At 68.7% G+C, this 15995-nt stretch carries 11 protein-coding genes; 1 reads left to right on the forward strand and 10 read right to left on the reverse strand.

The features are described from left to right. Positions 1-567 (forward strand): glycerol-3-phosphate responsive antiterminator, encoded by a 567-nt coding sequence (locus ACF8O7_RS02195; RefSeq protein WP_012203049.1) that lies wholly within the window; start codon positions 1-3, stop codon positions 565-567. A gap of 8 nt (positions 568-575) precedes the next feature. On the opposite strand, the gene ACF8O7_RS02200 is transcribed toward ACF8O7_RS02195, so the two are convergent. The 10 genes from ACF8O7_RS02200 to ACF8O7_RS02245 form a co-directional block, all read right to left on the reverse strand. Further along, the gene (locus tag ACF8O7_RS02200; protein ID WP_046239402.1) at positions 576-1670 is read right to left on the reverse strand and encodes an AbrB family transcriptional regulator; all 1095 of its coding nucleotides are present in this window, start codon (positions 1668-1670) and stop codon (positions 576-578) included. A gap of 72 nt (positions 1671-1742) precedes the next feature. Then, the gene (locus ACF8O7_RS02205; protein ID WP_126311235.1) at positions 1743-2321 is read right to left on the reverse strand and encodes a hemerythrin domain-containing protein; all 579 of its coding nucleotides are present in this window, start codon (positions 2319-2321) and stop codon (positions 1743-1745) included. Further along, positions 2318-5911 (reverse strand): LAGLIDADG family homing endonuclease, encoded by a 3594-nt coding sequence (locus ACF8O7_RS02210; protein WP_392442147.1) that lies wholly within the window; start codon positions 5909-5911, stop codon positions 2318-2320. The genes ACF8O7_RS02205 and ACF8O7_RS02210 overlap by 4 nt, the downstream gene beginning before the upstream one ends. A gap of 55 nt (positions 5912-5966) precedes the next feature. After that, a complete protein-coding gene (locus ACF8O7_RS02215) occupies positions 5967-6644 on the reverse strand; it encodes a carbonic anhydrase (RefSeq protein WP_126311231.1) in 678 nt (225 codons plus the stop codon). Between the two features lie 15 nt (positions 6645-6659). Continuing rightward, positions 6660-7481, reverse strand: coding sequence for a peptidylprolyl isomerase (locus tag ACF8O7_RS02220; RefSeq protein ID WP_392442151.1), 822 nt, complete (start codon positions 7479-7481; stop codon positions 6660-6662). Positions 7482-7578: 97 nt separating this feature from the next. After that, positions 7579-8316, reverse strand: a complete 738-nt coding sequence (gene narI, locus ACF8O7_RS02225; protein WP_392442154.1) for a respiratory nitrate reductase subunit gamma — start codon at positions 8314-8316, stop codon at positions 7579-7581. Beyond that, positions 8313-9026: a nitrate reductase molybdenum cofactor assembly chaperone gene (narJ, locus tag ACF8O7_RS02230; RefSeq protein WP_392442157.1), complete on the reverse strand. Its 714-nt coding sequence runs from the start codon at positions 9024-9026 to the stop codon at positions 8313-8315. The genes narI and narJ overlap by 4 nt, the downstream gene beginning before the upstream one ends. 11 nt (positions 9027-9037) lie before the next feature. After that, complete coding sequence (gene narH, locus ACF8O7_RS02235) at positions 9038-10579, reverse strand: nitrate reductase subunit beta (protein WP_034363529.1); 1542 nt, start codon at positions 10577-10579, stop codon at positions 9038-9040. Between the two features lie 18 nt (positions 10580-10597). Next, positions 10598-14452 (reverse strand): nitrate reductase subunit alpha, encoded by a 3855-nt coding sequence (locus ACF8O7_RS02240; RefSeq protein WP_392442160.1) that lies wholly within the window; start codon positions 14450-14452, stop codon positions 10598-10600. Positions 14453-14519: 67 nt separating this feature from the next. Continuing rightward, positions 14520-15980, reverse strand: coding sequence for an MFS transporter (locus tag ACF8O7_RS02245; RefSeq protein ID WP_043820416.1), 1461 nt, complete (start codon positions 15978-15980; stop codon positions 14520-14522). Positions 15981-15995 lie beyond the last annotated feature (15 nt).

A 15995-nucleotide genomic window follows, 5' to 3' on the forward strand; every position in this document is an offset into this window, starting at 1 on the left:
ATGGGCCGCCCGGACAACTCCCTGGGCGCGCGGCTGGCGCGCCGCCCCGTCATCGCCACCCTGTACGGGGCCGAGCAGATGGACGCGCTGCTGGCCAGCCAGGCCGAAGTCGCCATCGTCGCCAACATCGAACTGCGCCGGCTGCGCTCGGTGATCTCCACCATCACCGGGGCGGGCAAGATCGCCATCGTCAACATCGACAGCTGCGACGGCATCTCGCCCGACAAGGGCGGCGTGGACTACCTTGTGGACCTGGGCGCCAGCAGCCTGCTGTCCACGCGCGTGGCCACCATCCAGCGCGCCAACAAGGCCGGGCTGCTGACCATGCAAAAGGTCTTCGTCACCGACCGCTCCACCTGGCCGCGCAGCATCAAGGCCGTGGAGCAGAGCGACCCCAACCTCGTGCAGATCATGCCCGCCCCCATGCTGGCCCACATCACCGAGGCCGAGCGCCGCATCCTGCCGCCGCTCGTGGCCTCGGGCTTCGTCTGCAGCCAGGAGCAGGTCCAGCAGGCGTTGGCCGGTGGGGCGATTGCGGTATCGACCAGCGACAGTGGGCTGTGGTGAGGTGGGCCCTAGGCCGTGCGCGACGCGGCCGGCCCGCGCGCCTCCACCCAGCGGAACAGCGGCGCCACCAGCAGCAGCACGGCGATCAGCCGGCAGACCTGGAAGGCCGTGACCACGGGCACGCCCAGTTGCAGCACCTTGGCGGTGATGGCCATCTCGGTGATGCCGCCCGGCGAGGTGCCCAGCAGCAGCGTGACCCAGGGCAGGTCCACGGCCAAGTGCAGCAGCCAGGCAAAGCCCGCGCAGATCGCCATGAGCCCCACGGTGCCCACGGCCACGGAGCCCAGCCAGCGCGGCGCGGTGTGCAGGAATTCGCGCTTGAAGCGCACGCCCAGGCTGATGCCGATCACCAGCTGCGCCGCATTGACCAGGGCCTGGGGCACGGCCGACAGTTCCTGGCCGCACATGGTCAGCAGCATGGACACCAGCAGCGCTCCCAGGAACCAGGGGTTGGCGCGCCTGAGCCGGTCCATGGCCCAGGCGCCCAGGCCCGTGAGCACGGCCAGCAGCGCCAGCCCCGGCCATTCGACGATGCGGATGCTGGGCGGCGTCAGCCCCTCCAGCCCGTGCAGGCCACTCCACTGCAGCGCGAACGGAATGCTCACGGTGACGATGACCAGGCGCAGGCTGTGGCTGGCCGCCACCAGGTCGGTGCGCGCGTTCTCGCGCTCGGCCAGCAGCGTCATCTCCGACGCCGCGCCAATGGCGCCAGCGAAATAGGTGGTGGCGCGCATCTCGCCAGCCGGTATCTGCGGCATGCGCGGCGCATGCACGCGGTACAGCCAGGCGCCGAAGCCCCAGCCCAGCAGCAGCGCCCAGACAATGGCCACGGCAATCGCCCACCACAGCCCCGCGATCAACTGCACCACGGCCGGCGTGAAGTACAGGCCCAGCGAGGCGCCGATGATCCACTGCCCGCCGTTGCGCAGCCGGCCCGAACTGGCCGTGGGCGCGCCCAGGATGGAGGCCAGCGAGGTGGCGATCAGCGGCCCCAGCATCCAGGGCAGCGGCGTGCGCAGCCACAGGCACAGCTGGGCGGCGGCAAGGGCGCCCAGCAGGGTCAGTGCGATGCGAAGCAGGAAAATGGGGCGGCGCTCGGGCATGGCAGGCGAGGCGGGGTCAGGTCCAAAGCCTGCGAGTATCGCCGCGCCGGCTCCCGCGCGCTGCCGGCGGCGCTATCTCCGTGACAGGTCCGCGCCGCGCCGCACGGCCATCTCACGGCCCATGGCCGCCTGCGTTGCCTCTGGCAGCAGGCCGCGCGCCTGGGGGTAGGCCAGCCGCTCTTCATTCTCGACATGGCTGGCATAGCAGGCCGCGAAGCGTTCGAACACCGCCTCGTCAGCCGCGCCAAAGCCCTGGCAACGCCCCTCGGCCATGTCCAGCAGCGGCTGGCGCGCCAGCGCCCAGTCGGCGCTCATCAGGCCGTGCTCGCGCTGCAGGCGCTGCACCAGGGCCACGGTCTGCGCATCGCCCTGCTCCAGCAGCGGGGGGAAGACATGCAGCTCTTCGTCCTCATGGTGCAGCGGCGCCGCCTGGTCGAAGTAGCGCAGGATGTCGCGCGCCGCCTGGCGTGCGCTGTCGTCGCAACCTTTGGTCCGGAGATGCACGCGCAGCCGGTCCAGCAGCGCCAGCATGCGCAGCACGCGCTCGTGGCAGGCTTCGAGCATCTCGAAGGGCTGGTCGAAGCCCGTGCCGGGCGCGCGCCAGCCGGGCACGGCATCGCCCTGCGGGCGCGGGGCCACGGTAACTTTCACCCACAGCTCCCCAGATGGCCGCAGGCCGTGCAGTACTCGCAGCCGTCCTTGCGGATCACGGCATGGGCGCCGCATTCCTCGCATTTGCGGCCGGCCATGACCATGGGGTCGGTGGCCAGGGCCTCGGGCTCGGGCAGCGGCGATGGGGCGGGCGGTGCGCCGCCGCCGCGCCGGGCCAGGATGTTCTGCACCGCATAGGCGATGGCGGCCACCTCGGAGTCGTGCCACATGGGCACGCGTGTGCCGTCGTCGCGCTGGTGGGTGCCCAGGCGCACGGGGCCCCGGTCCCAGGCCACCTTGCGCATGTCGCTGAGGGCGCGCTCCAGGAAGCCGCCGCGCGCGGCCAGTGACAGCAGGCGCATGCTGGAGGTCACCCATTGCTGGGACTCGCCGCTCTGGCCCACGGGCATGAAGAATTCGATGGCGCGGTCCACCGTGCGGCCATCGGGCAGGACCACGGGCAGGAAGGAGACGACCAGGTACAGGCGCTTGGGGCCCTGCTGGGTCCAGTACTCGATCTTCTCGGCCACGGCATCCAGCGCGCCCTGGGGGCGGCTTTCTATCACGGTGCGCAGCGGGTCGGGTGCGGAAGCCGCAGCCCCTGCCGGCGCGGGGGAGGCCGGCTTTTCAGCAGATTCGGGCGCATGGGTCTCGAGCACGGAGCCCAGGATGGTGTTGGGCCGGTAGGTGGCCAGGCCCTTGAGGCTGGCCTTCCAGGCCTGGCGGTACAGGTCCTTGAAGTCCTCGTAGGGATAGTCGGCGGCCACGTTGACGGTCTTGGAGATCGCCGTGTCCACGAAGGGCTGCACGGCCTGCATCATGGCGATGTGGCCGGCCGCAGGCATCTGCAGCGCGCTGACGAAGTACGCGGGCAGCTGCTGCACGTCGCCGCCCAGCGAGCGGTACAGGCGCCAGGCATGGTCCTCGACCGCGTACTCGGCGCTGCCGCCATCGGCCGTGCGTTTCTTGCGCTTGTAGGTCCAGGAGAACGGCGGCTCTATGCCGTTGGAGGCGTTGTCGGCAAAGGCCAGGCTGACCGTGCCCGTGGGCGCGATGGACAGCAGGTGGCTGTTGCGTATGCCGTGCGTGCGTATGCGCTGGCGCAGCGCATCGGGCAGGCGGCTGGCGAAGGTGCCTTCGGCCAGGTAGCCATCGGCGTCGAACTTGGGGAAGGCCCCCTTCTCGCGCGCCAGCTCCACCGAGGCGCCATAGGCCGCATCGCGCATGCGCTCGGCAATGCGCGCGGCCATGGCACGGCCCTCGGGCGCGTCGTAGCGCAGGCGCAGCATGGCCAGCGCATTGCCCATGCCGGTGAAGCCCACGCCGATGCGCCGCTTGGCCTCGCTTTCCTCGCGCTGCTGCGGCAGCGGCCACCAGGTCAGCTCCAGCACGTTGTCCAGCGCACGCACCTGCACGCCCACGGCGCGCTCGAAGGCCTCGAAGTCGAACACAGGCTCGCCCGCGAAGCCGAACGGATGGCGCACGAAGCGCGTGAGGATGACGGGGCCGAGGTCGCAGCATCCGTAGGAGGGAAGCGGCTGTTCGCCGCAGTTGTGCACATACAGGCCATTGGCGTCGAAGGCGTGGCAGTCTGCCACCGTGACGTCATAGACCATTTCCTCGCCGTCGCTCTCCAACGCCTGGACGGTGGCAGTGAAGCGCTCACGGTTCGGGGTGCGCCGGTACTGGGCCAGGGCCTGCTCCAGCCGTTCGGCCTTGTCGGTATCCGCAAGGCCTATGCGGTCGGCAAAGATGCCAAGGTTGTCGCCGCTGATGACCAGTTCATGCTGTGCCTGGGTTGCATAGTCGCGCTGGCCGCCTTTGCCGTCGGGCATGGCGCGCAGTTGGGCTGGCCGACGGTTCTCATAAATCGTCGACGCCATGCCCTGGCGCAGCAGCATGCGCTGCACGGTACGCAGCAACTCAGAATCGCTCTGGGACAGGCGCAGGCTCACGCCCTTGTCCTGTGTGCCCTGGACCGATCCATCGGCATCAAACAGGCCGCGCAGCAGCCCTGCGGAAAATGCAGAAGAGGCCGCTTCCATGGACTTGGTGATGCACTTGCACCCTGGCTCCATCCCCATGCCAAGCGCCAGATCGCGCAATGCGGCACTGGCCATGCGCGCCTCGCCAAGTCCCGCCACTGGCCGCTGGAATCCACGGAAATCCGCGCGGTGGCGCAAGCTGGCTGCTGCAGCCTCAGCGGCCTGCATGATGCCTGCCGCGCCCGTGGCGGCATAGGCCACCGCACTGCTGGCGTTGCCTGCGACCTGGCGCAGCTCGGGCGCCCATACGCTGATCACGGCCTTGTCGGCCTTGAGGGTTCCATCGCCTATCAGCAGGCCCAGCAGGTAGCCTTCGGCCTCGGTGCCCTGCCCATCCCAGCCTTGAAACGCACGGTGGTTATGAAGCAGTACCTCGTCGCCTGCCTGCAGTTGGGCGGCCGGAGTCCATTCGGCCTGCAACGCATAGCGCGTGCGGCGAGCGACACGCCGCACCAGATGGTCTGCGGTCAGGCGCAGCACCTGGCCCTCGCGTGTAGTCAGCCGCAGCACCGGCTTGCGGCCGGTGGCGAAGAAGCCCGCGCTTTCGGTGGCGTAAACCTGGCCGTCGACCACGGCGCCAAATGTCTTTCCGACGAGGTCTGCAACCTGGGCTGGTCCCGACTCGGTGAGTACCCAGGTATCTGCCGTGACGCAAGGATTCGTCGCCGCGATCTCCTCGCAGTAGCGCAGGTTGTTGTCGTCGTTGATGTGGTCCAGGAAGAGGATGCCGGGCTCGGCGAAGTCGTAGGCCGAGCGCATGATGGTGTCCCACAGCGTGCGGGCGGGCAGGGTCTGGTAGACCCACTGGCCGTCGGCGCGCTGGTGGGCACCCTGCTCCAGCAAGGCGGTGCCGGGGCGGGCGCGATGCACCAGGTGCCAGGGCTGATCTTCGGCCACGGCCTGCATGAAGGCGTCGCTGACGCCGACCGAGACGTTGAAGTTGTTCCAGCGGCCCGGCGTGCGCTTGGCGGTGATGAATTCGAGCACGTCGGGGTGGTCGATGCGCAGCACGCCCATCTGGGCGCCGCGCCGCGCGCCCGCGCTTTCCACGGTGGCGCAGGACTGGTCGAAGACGTTGATGTAGCTGCACGGGCCCGAGGCCAGCGAGGCGGTGGCGCGCACCTCGGCGCCACGGGGGCGGATGCGCGAGAAGTCGTAGCCCACGCCGCCGCCGCGGCGCATGGTTTCGGCGGCTTCGCGCAGGGCTTCGTAGATGCCGGGGTAGCCGCCGTCGTCCACGCCCTGGATGCAGTCGCCCACGGGCTGCACGAAGCAGTTGATCAGCGTGGCCTGCAAGTCGGTGCCGGCCGCGCTCATGATGCGCCCCGCGCCTATGGCGCCGGCCTGCAGGTTGGCCAGGAACAGGGCCTCGCATTCGGCGCGGCGCGCCTCGGGCTCGACCGAGGCCAGGGCGCGGGCCACGCGGGCGTAGAGCTCGCCCACGCCGGTCTCGCCGTCCTTGAGGTATTTCTCGCGCAGCACATCGAGGCTGATGGGCTGCAGATCCGCCGCGTCCTGCGCGCGGCCCAGGTTTTCGCGATGCATTGGCATGGCTCCCGTGTTGACTTGCCTGCCGCCGTCCCTGGCACTTGCTCGGGCCTCAGTCGACAAGCACTTGTCCATCATGCTCCACGTAGGGCGGGTACGGCCCGGTGCCGCTGTGCGGAGCTTGAGATGCCGCAACAAAGCGGCCGGTCTGGACATCGAAGACATGGACTTCGCCGTCTTCGATGACATAGTGCCATCCGTGCAGGCTGAGCTGCCCGGCCTCTACCCGCGATCGCACCATGGGATAGGCCATCAGCCGTTCGAGCTGCAGCACGACGGCGCGCTGCTCGGTGCGGCGCAGCGCCTCGGGGCCGGCCTGCACGGGCAGCACGGCCTCGCGGCCCAGGTCCAGCCAGCGCTGCAGGTTGCGTGCCTCGGGCGAGACTTCTCCATACAGGGCCTTGATGGCTCCGCAGTGGCTGTGGCCGCAGACCACGATGCGGCTGACCTGCAGGTTGAGCACGGCGAATTCGATGGCCGCCGCCGTGCCGTGGTGGCCGTGCGATCCGTCGTACGGCGGCACGAAGGCGCCCACGTTGCGCACCAGGAACAGCTCGCCCGGCGGCGCCCCCGTGAGCAGGTAGGGCACGAGGCGCGAGTCCGAGCAGCCGATGAACAGCGTGGTCGGATGCTGGCCCTCTTCGACCAGGGTGCGGAACTGCGCGCGGTACTGCGGGAAGGCGTGCTCGTGGAAGCGCCGCAGGCGCTGCAGCAGTTCGTCGTCGGGCATGGGCACGTCCCCCTGCTATTGCACCAGCGGCGAGTCGGCCGCAGCGATGCGCACGCCCACCACCTCGGACTGGCCGGCCAGCAGTTGCAGGTACTGGTGGAGCGCGCTCACCCAGGTCTGCTGGTGCAGGGCCTGGGCGACGGCTGGGCGCGCCTGCTGCCAGTCGGGCAGAACGCCCGCCTCGCGCGTGCAGACCTCGACCACGTGCAGGCCGAAGCGGCTGTGCACCAGGCGCGGCAGCACGCCGATTTCCTGGGAGGCAAAGACATCGCGCGCGAATTCGGGCGCGCAGTCGCTGCGGCCCAGCCAGCCCAGTTCGCCGCCATGCTGGCCGCTGGGGCAGTTGGACCATTGGCGCGCGGCCTCGGCAAAGCGCAGGCCGGCGTCGTCGGCGCAGCGCAGCTCGATCAGCAGGGCCTCGGCCCGCTGGGTGAGGGCGCGCACGTCCACGCCGGGCGTGACGGCAAACAGCACGTGGCGCAGGCGCACGCGCTCGCCCTGGGCGAAGCGCGCGGGGTTGGCATCGAAGTGGCGGCGGCAGGCGTCCTCGCCGGGCTCGGGCAGGTGCAGCGATTGCTCCAGCAGCTGCTCTATGGCACGGGAGGCGCGCTCGCTGATGACGCCGTCGTCGCCGGCCGCATCATCGGCGCCCAGCAGGCCTTCGCGCTGGGCCGCCTGGCGCAGCAGCTCGGTGCAGGCGCGCTGGCGCAGTTCGCGCTCGGGCGGGCGCTGTCCGGGTGCGTGCAGCGGCGTGTTGTTGATGCGGGCCACCTCGGCACCGGCCTCGCCCACGGGCTGGAAGACCGGCACTTCGGGAATCGCCGGGAAATCCCCCATCGGGGCAGAAGAAGTAGAAGTTGAAGAAGGGTTTGAAGACGCGCAGCCGCAGTGGCCGCCGCCCGATCCGTTGCATCCATGTTCCATGTCGCTCTCCTCAATGGCCGGGCTTGGCGTCACGGCGTGCCGACGATGCGGGCAGGCCCAGGCGGCGCGAGCGCACCAGCTGGTAGGGGCGCAGCAGGTAGACCAGGGTGCCGAAGCCGCTCCAGACGTGGACCAGGCGCGTGAAGGGAAAGACCAGGAAGATGCTCATGCCCAGGAACATGTGGGCCTTGAACACCCAGCCGGCATCGTCCAGCAGTTCGGCCGCGCCGCCACGGAAGGTGACGATGCGCTGCGCCCATTCGGCCAGGGCCATCATCATGGAGCCGTCCATGTGCTTTGCCGACAGCGGAATGGTGGCCAGGCCCAGCAGCAGCTGCAGCCACAGCAGCCAGAGAATGGCGATGTCGCTGAACCTGGAGTGGGCGCGGATGCGCACGTCCAACAGCCGGCGGTGCAGCAAGATGGTGAGGCCGATGAAGCCCAGCGTGCCCGCGATGCCGCCGCTGACCATGGCCAGCAGCTGCTTGGCGCCTGCGGCCATGAAGGGCTCGTAGACGAAGTGCGGCGTGAGCATGCCCACGGTGTGGCCGAAGAACAGGAACAGCACGCCGATGTGGAACAGGTTGCTGCCCCAGCGCAGGCTGCCGCTGCGCAGCAGCTGCGATGAATCGCTCTTCCAGGTGTACTGGTCGCGGTCGAAGCGCAGCCAGCTGCCGATGAAGAACACGGCCAGGCAGATGTAGGGGTAGAGGCCGAAGAGCAGGTGGTCTATCCAGGAGGGGGTCATGTCAGGCTCCTTTGGCGGGGTCCTTGGGCTTGGGGCGCCGCCGTGCGGCGCACGAAATGCACGGGCTGCTCGGCGCCGGGGCGCGATTGGCCCTGGCTGCTGCAGCCGTCGAAGGCGGCGGGTTCGGCCCAGGCCTCGTCCATGGCGGGCTCGGGGCGGATTTCCACGCGCTCGGCCCTGTGGCCGGTGATCTCCAGCACGGCCGCGATCACGCTGGCGTAGGGGCTGTCGCGCCGCGCCAGCGCCGTGAACAGGGCGTTGAGGATGTGGGCCATCTCGCCCAGGAATTCACGGGCGATGGCCGGCGGCTGGGTGGAGGCGAACTCCAGCACCACGGCCAGGTGGTCGGGCAGTTCGTCGGCTTCGAAGGCCAGGCCCGCGCGCTCGTAGGTCTGCTGCAGGTCGATCAGCGCCGGGCCTCGGTCGGCCGAGTCGCCGTGCACATGCTCGAACAGGTGCAGCGAGGTCTGGTGGCCCCGGTCGAAGGTGTCCACGTAGCGGGCCTCGGCCTCGAAGGGGTCCATGGACTGCAGCTGCTCGGCCAGCTGCTGCAACTCGCGCAGCCGCGCGGGCGCCACGGATTGCTCCAGGCGCAGGGCGTCGATCAGGCCCGGCAGCAGGGCGCGCAGCTCCGCGCCGGGGTAGCCGATGAGGCAGGCCAGCGCGCGCAGCGTCAGGCGCACGGGGGAGGAGGTGTTGTGATTGAACATGGCGGCAGTCCTCACATTTGCGCACGGATGGGGATGGTGCGCGGCTTCTTGCCGCCGAACAGGCTGGCGTCGGTGCTGCCGTCGGAGCAGCCGTTGCCGAACGAGAAGCCGCAGCCGCCGCGCAAATCGAACGCGCTTTCGGCGTATTCGCGGTGGGCCGAGGGGATGACGAAGCGGTCCTCGTAGTTGGCGATCGCCATGGTCTGGTACATGTCCTCGACCTCGTGCACCGTCAGTCCCGCGTACTGGAGCACGGCCAGGTTCTGTTCCTGGTCCACGTGCTTGCTGCGCTGGTACGCGCGCATGGCCAGCATGCGCTCCAGCGCGCGCACCACGGGCGTGGTGTCGCCGGCGGTGAGCAGGTTGGCCAGGTACTGCACGGGGATGCGCAGCTGCGAGACATCGGGCAGGTCGCCATTGATGGGGCTGCGGCCGACACTGTCGAGATGCCCGGCGTTCGCCGCCGAGGTGATGGGCGACAGCGGCGGCACATACCAGACCATGGGCAGGGTGCGGTACTCGGGGTGCAGCGGCAGGGCCACCTTCCAGTCCACGGCCATCTTGTAGACGGGGCTGGACTGGGCGGCCTCGATCCAGGCGTCGGGGATGCCGTCGATGCGTGCCTGGCGGATGACCTCGGGGTCATTGGGGTCCAGGAAGATGTCCAGCTGCGCCTGGTAGAGGTCGCGGTCGCGCTCCACGCTGGCCGCTTCCTCGATGCGGTCGGCGTCGTACAGCAGCACGCCCAGGTAGCGGATGCGGCCCACGCAGGTTTCGGAGCAGACGGTGGGCTGGCCGGCCTCGATGCGCGGGTAGCAGAAGATGCATTTTTCGGCCTTGCCGCTTTGCCAGTTGTAGTAGATCTTCTTGTAGGGGCAGCCCGAGACGCACATGCGCCAGCCGCGGCACTTGTCCTGGTCGATGAGGACGATGCCGTCCTCCTCGCGCTTGTAGATCGAGCCCGAGGGGCAGGACGCCACGCAGGCCGGGTTCAGGCAGTGCTCGCACAGGCGCGGCAGGTACATCATGAAGGTGTTCTCGAACTGGCCGTAGATGTCCTTCTGGATCTGCTCGAAGTTCACGTCATGGCTGCGCTTGCTGAATTCGCCGCCCAGGATTTCCTCCCAGTTCGGACCCCATTCGATCTTCTCCATGCGCTGGCCCGAGATCAGGCTGCGCGCGCGCGCCGTGGGCGCGGCCTTGCTTTCCCTGGCCGACTGCAGGTGCTCGTAGTCGTAGGTGAAGGGTTCGTAGTAGTCGTCGATCTGGGGCAGGTTGGGGTTGGCGAAGATGCGCATCAACAGGCTCCACTTGCCGCCCTGGCGGGGCGCGATGGAGCCGTCCGTGCGGCGCATCCAGCCGCCGTTCCACTTGGCCTGGTTTTCCCACTCGCGCGGGTATCCGATGCCGGGCTTGGTCTCGACGTTGTTGAACCAGGCGTATTCGACGCCGGGGCGGCTGGTCCAGACGTTCTTGCAGGTGACGGAGCAGGTGTGGCAGCCGATGCACTTGTCCAGGTTCAGCACCATGCCGATCTGTGCGCGGATTTTCATCGTGTTTCTCCTTGTTGTTCAGGCATGGGCGGCCGCGCCGGCCGGAGCTTCGTCATCCAGCCAGTCGATGCGGCGCATCTTTCGGACCAGCACGAACTCGTCGCGGTTGGTGCCGATGGTTCCGTAGTAGTTGAAGCCGTAGCTGTACTGCGCGTAGCCGCCGATCATGTGGGTGGGCTTGAGCACGATGCGCGTGACCGAGTTGTGGATGCCGCCGCGCGTGCCGGTGATCTCCGAGCCCGGCGTGTTGATGGTCTTCTCCTGCGCGTGGTACATCATCACCATGCCCGGCTTGACGCGCTGGCTGACCACGGCCCGCGCCGCGATGGCGCCGTTGGCGTTGTACAGCTCCACCCAGTCGTTGTCGGCGATGCCGGCGCTCTTGGCGTCGTCCTCGCTGAGCCAGACGATGGGGCCGCCACGCGCCAGCGTGAGCATCATCAGGTTGTCGCCATAGGTGGAGTGGATGCCCCACTTCTGGTGCGGCGTGATGAAGTTCAGCGCGATCTCGGGGTGGCCGTTGGGCTTTTGGCCCTGCACTTCCTGCAGCGCCTTCATGTGCACGGGCGGGCGGTAGCTGACGAAGCCTTCGCCGAAGTCGCGCATCCACGGATGGTCCTGGTAGAACTGCTGGCGGCCGGTGAGGGTGCGCCATGGGATCAGCTCATGCACGTTGGTGTAGCAGGCGTTGTAGCTGACCTTCTCGCTTTCCAGGCCCGACCAGGTGGGCGAGCTGATGATCTTGCGCGGCTGGGCCTGGATGTCGCGAAAGCGGATCTTCTCGTCCTCGCGGTGCAGGGCCAGGTGGGCGTGTTCGCGCCCCGTCTGCTTCGACAGCGCCTCCCAGGCCTTGACGGCCACGTGGCCGTTGGTCTCGGGCGCCAGCATCATCACCACCTCGGTGGCGTCGATGTCGGTGACGATGCGCGGGCGGCCTTGGCTCACGCCTTCCTCGCGCACCAGGCCGTTGAGCTCGCCCAGCTGCTCCACCTCGGTCTCGGTGTTCCAGCCAATGCCCTTGCCGCCGTTGCCCAGCCTGTCCATCAGCGGGCCCAGGGCCGTGAAGCGCTTGTAGAGGTTGGGATAGTCGCGCTCGACCACGGCAATCTGCGGCGCGGTCTTGCCGGGGATCAGGGCGCACTCGCCCTTCTTCCAGTCGCGCACGCCATCGGGCTGGGCCAGCTCGGCGGGGGTGTCGTGCATCAGCGGCGTGAGCACCACGTCCTTTTCCACGCCCAGGTGGCCCACGCAGACCTCGCTGAAGGACTTGGCGAAGCCCTTGTAGATCTCCCAGTCGCTCCTGGCCTGCCAGGCCGGGTCCACGGCCGCCGACAGCGGGTGGATGAAGGGGTGCATGTCGCTGGTGTTGAGGTCGTTCTTCTCATACCAGGTGGCCGTGGGCAGGACGATGTCCGAGTACAGGCAGGTGGTGCTCATGCGGAAGTCCAGCGTGACCAGCAGGTCCAGCTTGCCTTCGGGCGCCTTGTCGTGCCAGCGCACTTCCTGCGGCTTGGCCGAATGGCCGGCGCCGGGCCGCCCCAAGCCGGCCGCCCCCTGGGGGGAGGCGCGCAGCGCATCGGGGGGGTCTTGTTCTCCAAGGTCTTTTCCTTGCACGCCGTGCGTGGTGCCCAGCAGGTGCTTGAGGAAGTACTCGTGGCCCTTGCCCGAGCTGCCCAGGATGTTGGAGCGCCACACGAACATGTTGCGCGGCCAGTTGGCCGGGTGGTCGGGGTCCTCGCAGCTCATGGACAGCGAGCCGTCCTGCAGGGACTGCACCACGTGGTCCTTCACGTCCAGGCCCTGGGCCTGGGCGTCGCGCACCAGCTGCAGCGGGTTGGCCTGCAGCTGCGGGGCGCTGGGCAGCCAGCCCATGCGCTCGGCGCGCACGTTGTAGTCGATCATGGCGCCGCCGTACTGGCTGCGGTCGGCCAGCGGGGACAGCACCTCTTCCACGCCCAGCTTCTCGTAGCGCCACTGGTCGGTGTGGGCGTAGAAGAAGCTGGTGGAGTTCATCTGGCGCGGCGGGCGCAGCCAGTCCAGCGCAAAGGCCAGCGCGGTCCAGCCGGTCTGCGGGCGCAGCTTTTCCTGGCCCACGTAGTGCGCCCAGCCGCCGCCGCTCTGGCCGATGCAGCCGCACAGCATCAGCATGTTGATGATGCCGCGGTAGTTCATGTCGCAGTGGTACCAGTGGTTCATGGCCGCGCCGATGATGACCATGGACTTGCCGCGCGTCTTCTCGGCGTTGTCGGCGAACTGGCGCGCAATGGCGATCACCTGGTCACGCGGCACGCCGGTGATCTTTTCCTGCCAGGCCGGGGTGTAGGGCGCATCGGCGTCATAGCCGCCATCAGCGCCCTCGCCTTCCAGACCGCGGTGGATGCCGTAGTTGCCCGCCAGCAGGTCGAACACGGTGGCCACGATGGCCTCCTCGCCGTCCAGCACCATGCGCGAGACGGGCACGCGGCGCAGCAGCACATCCGTGCCCTGCTCGTTGGCGTCGAAGCCCGGCGACTGCAGGCCGCCGAAGTAGGGGAAGGCCACGTCGGCCACTTCACTGTCCACGCCCTGGCCGTCCAGCACCGAGAGCTTGAGCTGCACGTCGTTGCCCGTGCGCGCCTCCTTGGATTCGAGGTTCCACAGGCCCTCGTCGGCGCGGCCGGCCTCGCCCCAGCGAAAGCCGATGGAGCCGTTGGGCAGGGCCACGCCGCCGTCCTTGCCGTAGGCCACGGTCTTCCACTCGGGATTGCTGTCCTGGCCCAGGTGGCCGTCGAAGTCGCTGGCGCGCACATAGCGCTCGGGCACCAGGGCCGTGCGGCCATCGGGCAGTTGCTGGCGCTTGAGGCGGATCAGCAGCGGCAGGTCGGTGTAGCGGCGCGCATAGTCCTCGAAATAGGCCGGGCGGCCGCGCTCGCCGAAGTAGAACTCCTTGAGGATGACGTGGCCCATGGCCATGGCCACGGCCGCGTCCGTGCCCTGCTTGGGGTGCATCCACAGGTCGGCCAGCTTGGCGACCTCGGAGTAGTCGGGCGTGACGGCCACGACCTTGGCGCCCTTGTAGCGGACCTCGGTGAAGAAGTGGGCGTCGGGGGTGCGCGTCTGGGGCACGTTGGAGCCCCAGGCGATGATGAAGTTGGAGTTGTACCAGTCGGCGCTCTCTGGCACGTCGGTCTGCTCGCCCCAGGTCTGGGGGCTGGCCGGCGGCAGGTCGCAGTACCAGTCGTAGAAGCTCATGCACACGCCGCCGATCAGGCTCAGGTAGCGGCTGCCTGCGGCATACGAGATCATGGACATGGCCGGAATCGGCGAGAAGCCGATGATGCGGTCCGGCCCGTGCTTCTTGATGGTGTAGACGTTGGCCGCCGCGATCATGCGGTTGACCTCGTCCCAGCTGCTGCGCACGAAGCCGCCCAGGCCGCGCTGCTTTTGCCACTCGCTGCGCGCATCCGCGTTCTCGACGATGGCGGCCCAGGCATCGACCGGGCTCCTGGCCACGGCCAGTGCAGCACGCCAGTGCTTGAGCAGCCGGCCGCGCACCATGGGGTATTTGACGCGGTTGGCGCTGTACAGATACCAACTGTAGCTGGCGCCGCGCGCGCAGCCGCGCGGCTCGTGGTTGGGCAGGTCGGCGCGCGTGCGCGGGTAGTCGGTCTGCTGGGTCTCCCAGGTCACGATGCCGCCCTTGACGTAGATCTTCCACGAGCACGAGCCCGTGCAGTTCACGCCGTGCGTGGAGCGCACCACCTTGTCATGCGCCCAGCGGTCGCGGTAGGCGTCTTCCCAGGTGCGGTCCTCGCCCGTCACCTGGCCATGGCCGTTGGAGAATTCCTGCCGGGGCAGGGAGAAGTAGGAAAGCTTGTCCAGAAAATGGCTCATCGCGGGACTCCTTGTTGTTCGTTGCGGTGCGTTGCTGTTCGGTGCAGTAGTGCCTGCGGCCCGGGTCTCAGCAGGGCATCTCGGCGTTCCTGCGCGCGTAGTACCACCAGGTCACGCCCACGCACAGCACATAGAAGGCGGCAAACACCCACAGCGCCAGCTCGGGCCCGCCCGTGGCGGCGATGGAGCTGCCGTAGCTCTTGGGGATGAAGAAGCCGCCGTAGGCTCCCAGCGCGCCCGCAAAGCCCAGGGCGGCCGCGCCTTCGGTATTGCCCTCCTTGAGGGCATGGGCCTGGGCTTCCTCGCTGGGATGGGCGCCCAGTTCGCGCTGCTTGAGCGCCAGGAAAATCGCCGGGATCATGCTGAAGGTCGATCCGTTGCCGATGCCCGTGGTCAGGAACAGCACCAGGAACATCAGGAAGAAGCCCATGAAGCTGCCCTCGGCAGGGCCGAAGCCCAGCGCGTAGCCGCCGCTGCCCTTGGGCAGGAAATACAGCACGCCCACCACGGCCACGGCCATGACGAGGAAGTTCCAGAACGTCACGCGCGCGCCGCCCGCCTTGTCGGCCAGCCAGCCGCCAAAGGGCCGCGACAGCGCGCCCAGCAGCGGGCCCAGCCAGGCATAGGCCAGCGGATTGACCGCCGGGAACTGGCTCTTGATCAGCAGCGGAAAGCCGGCGGCAAAGCCGATGAACGAGCCGAAGGTGCCCAGGTACAGCAGGCACATCACCCAGTTGTGCTTGCGCCGGAAGATGGCGGCCTGGGCCGCGAAGCTGGCCTTGGCGTCGGCGATGTCGTTCATGCCGAACCAGGCGGCCAGCGAGGCGATGGCGATCCACGGCACCCAGATGAAGGCCGCGTTCTGCGCCCAGACCCGGGTGGTCTCGCCGGCCTTGGTGATGGTCTGCGCATCGCCGCCGAAGACGCCGAAGATGCCGGCCGTGATCACCAGCGGGCTCAGGAACTGCACCACCGACACGCCCAGGTTGCCCAGGCCCGCGTTCACGCCCAGGGCCGAGCCCTTGCGCTCCTTGGGAAAGAAGAAGCTGATGTTGGCCATGCTGGAGCTGAAGTTGCCCCCGCCCAGGCCGCACAGCAGGGCCAGGATCAGCATGGTCGGATAACCGGTGCTGGCATCCTGCACGGCGTAGCCTATGCCGATGGCCGGGATCAGCAGCGAGGCCGTGGACAGCGCCGTCCAGCGGCGCCCGCCCATCAGCGGCACCATGAAGGAATAGAAGATGCGCAGCGTGGCGCCCGACAGCGCAGGCGCCGCCGCCAGCCAGAACAGCTGGTTGGTGGAGTAGGTGAAGCCCAGCGCGGGCAGGTTCACGGCCACCACGCTCCAGACCTGCCAGATGGCAAAGGCCAGGAACAGGGCGGGCACCGAGATCCAGAGGTTGATCCTGGCGATGGCCTCGCCCTCGCGCTCCCAGAACTGTTTGTCCTCGGGGCGCCAGAGGGTCAGCACGCTGCCGGGGCGGCTGCGCGCGGATGCCTTTGCGGCGGTCTTGGTGTTCGCATGCATGTGCAACTCCTGCGG

This window comes from Delftia sp. WSY_16 (assembly GCF_043104415.1).
Lineage (GTDB): Bacteria > Pseudomonadota > Gammaproteobacteria > Burkholderiales > Burkholderiaceae_C > Comamonas > Comamonas tsuruhatensis.

What these genes read in the sequence shown, in the direction of transcription:
- ACF8O7_RS02195 (WP_012203049.1), top strand. Translation starts at nt 1, where the DNA reads ATGGGCCGCCCGGACAACTCCCTGGGCGCGCGGCTGGCGCGCCGCCCC.
- ACF8O7_RS02200 (WP_046239402.1), bottom strand. Translation starts at nt 1,670, where the DNA reads ATGCCCGAGCGCCGCCCCATTTTCCTGCTTCGCATCGCACTGACCCTG.
- ACF8O7_RS02210 (WP_392442147.1), bottom strand. Translation starts at nt 5,911, where the DNA reads ATGCATCGCGAAAACCTGGGCCGCGCGCAGGACGCGGCGGATCTGCAG.
- ACF8O7_RS02215 (WP_126311231.1), bottom strand. Translation starts at nt 6,644, where the DNA reads ATGCCCGACGACGAACTGCTGCAGCGCCTGCGGCGCTTCCACGAGCAC.
- ACF8O7_RS02220 (WP_392442151.1), bottom strand. Translation starts at nt 7,481, where the DNA reads ATGGGGGATTTCCCGGCGATTCCCGAAGTGCCGGTCTTCCAGCCCGTG.
- narI (WP_392442154.1), bottom strand. Translation starts at nt 8,316, where the DNA reads ATGACCCCCTCCTGGATAGACCACCTGCTCTTCGGCCTCTACCCCTAC.
- narJ (WP_392442157.1), bottom strand. Translation starts at nt 9,026, where the DNA reads ATGTTCAATCACAACACCTCCTCCCCCGTGCGCCTGACGCTGCGCGCG.
- narH (WP_034363529.1), bottom strand. Translation starts at nt 10,579, where the DNA reads ATGAAAATCCGCGCACAGATCGGCATGGTGCTGAACCTGGACAAGTGC.
- ACF8O7_RS02240 (WP_392442160.1), bottom strand. Translation starts at nt 14,452, where the DNA reads ATGAGCCATTTTCTGGACAAGCTTTCCTACTTCTCCCTGCCCCGGCAG.
- ACF8O7_RS02245 (WP_043820416.1), bottom strand. Translation starts at nt 15,980, where the DNA reads ATGCATGCGAACACCAAGACCGCCGCAAAGGCATCCGCGCGCAGCCGC.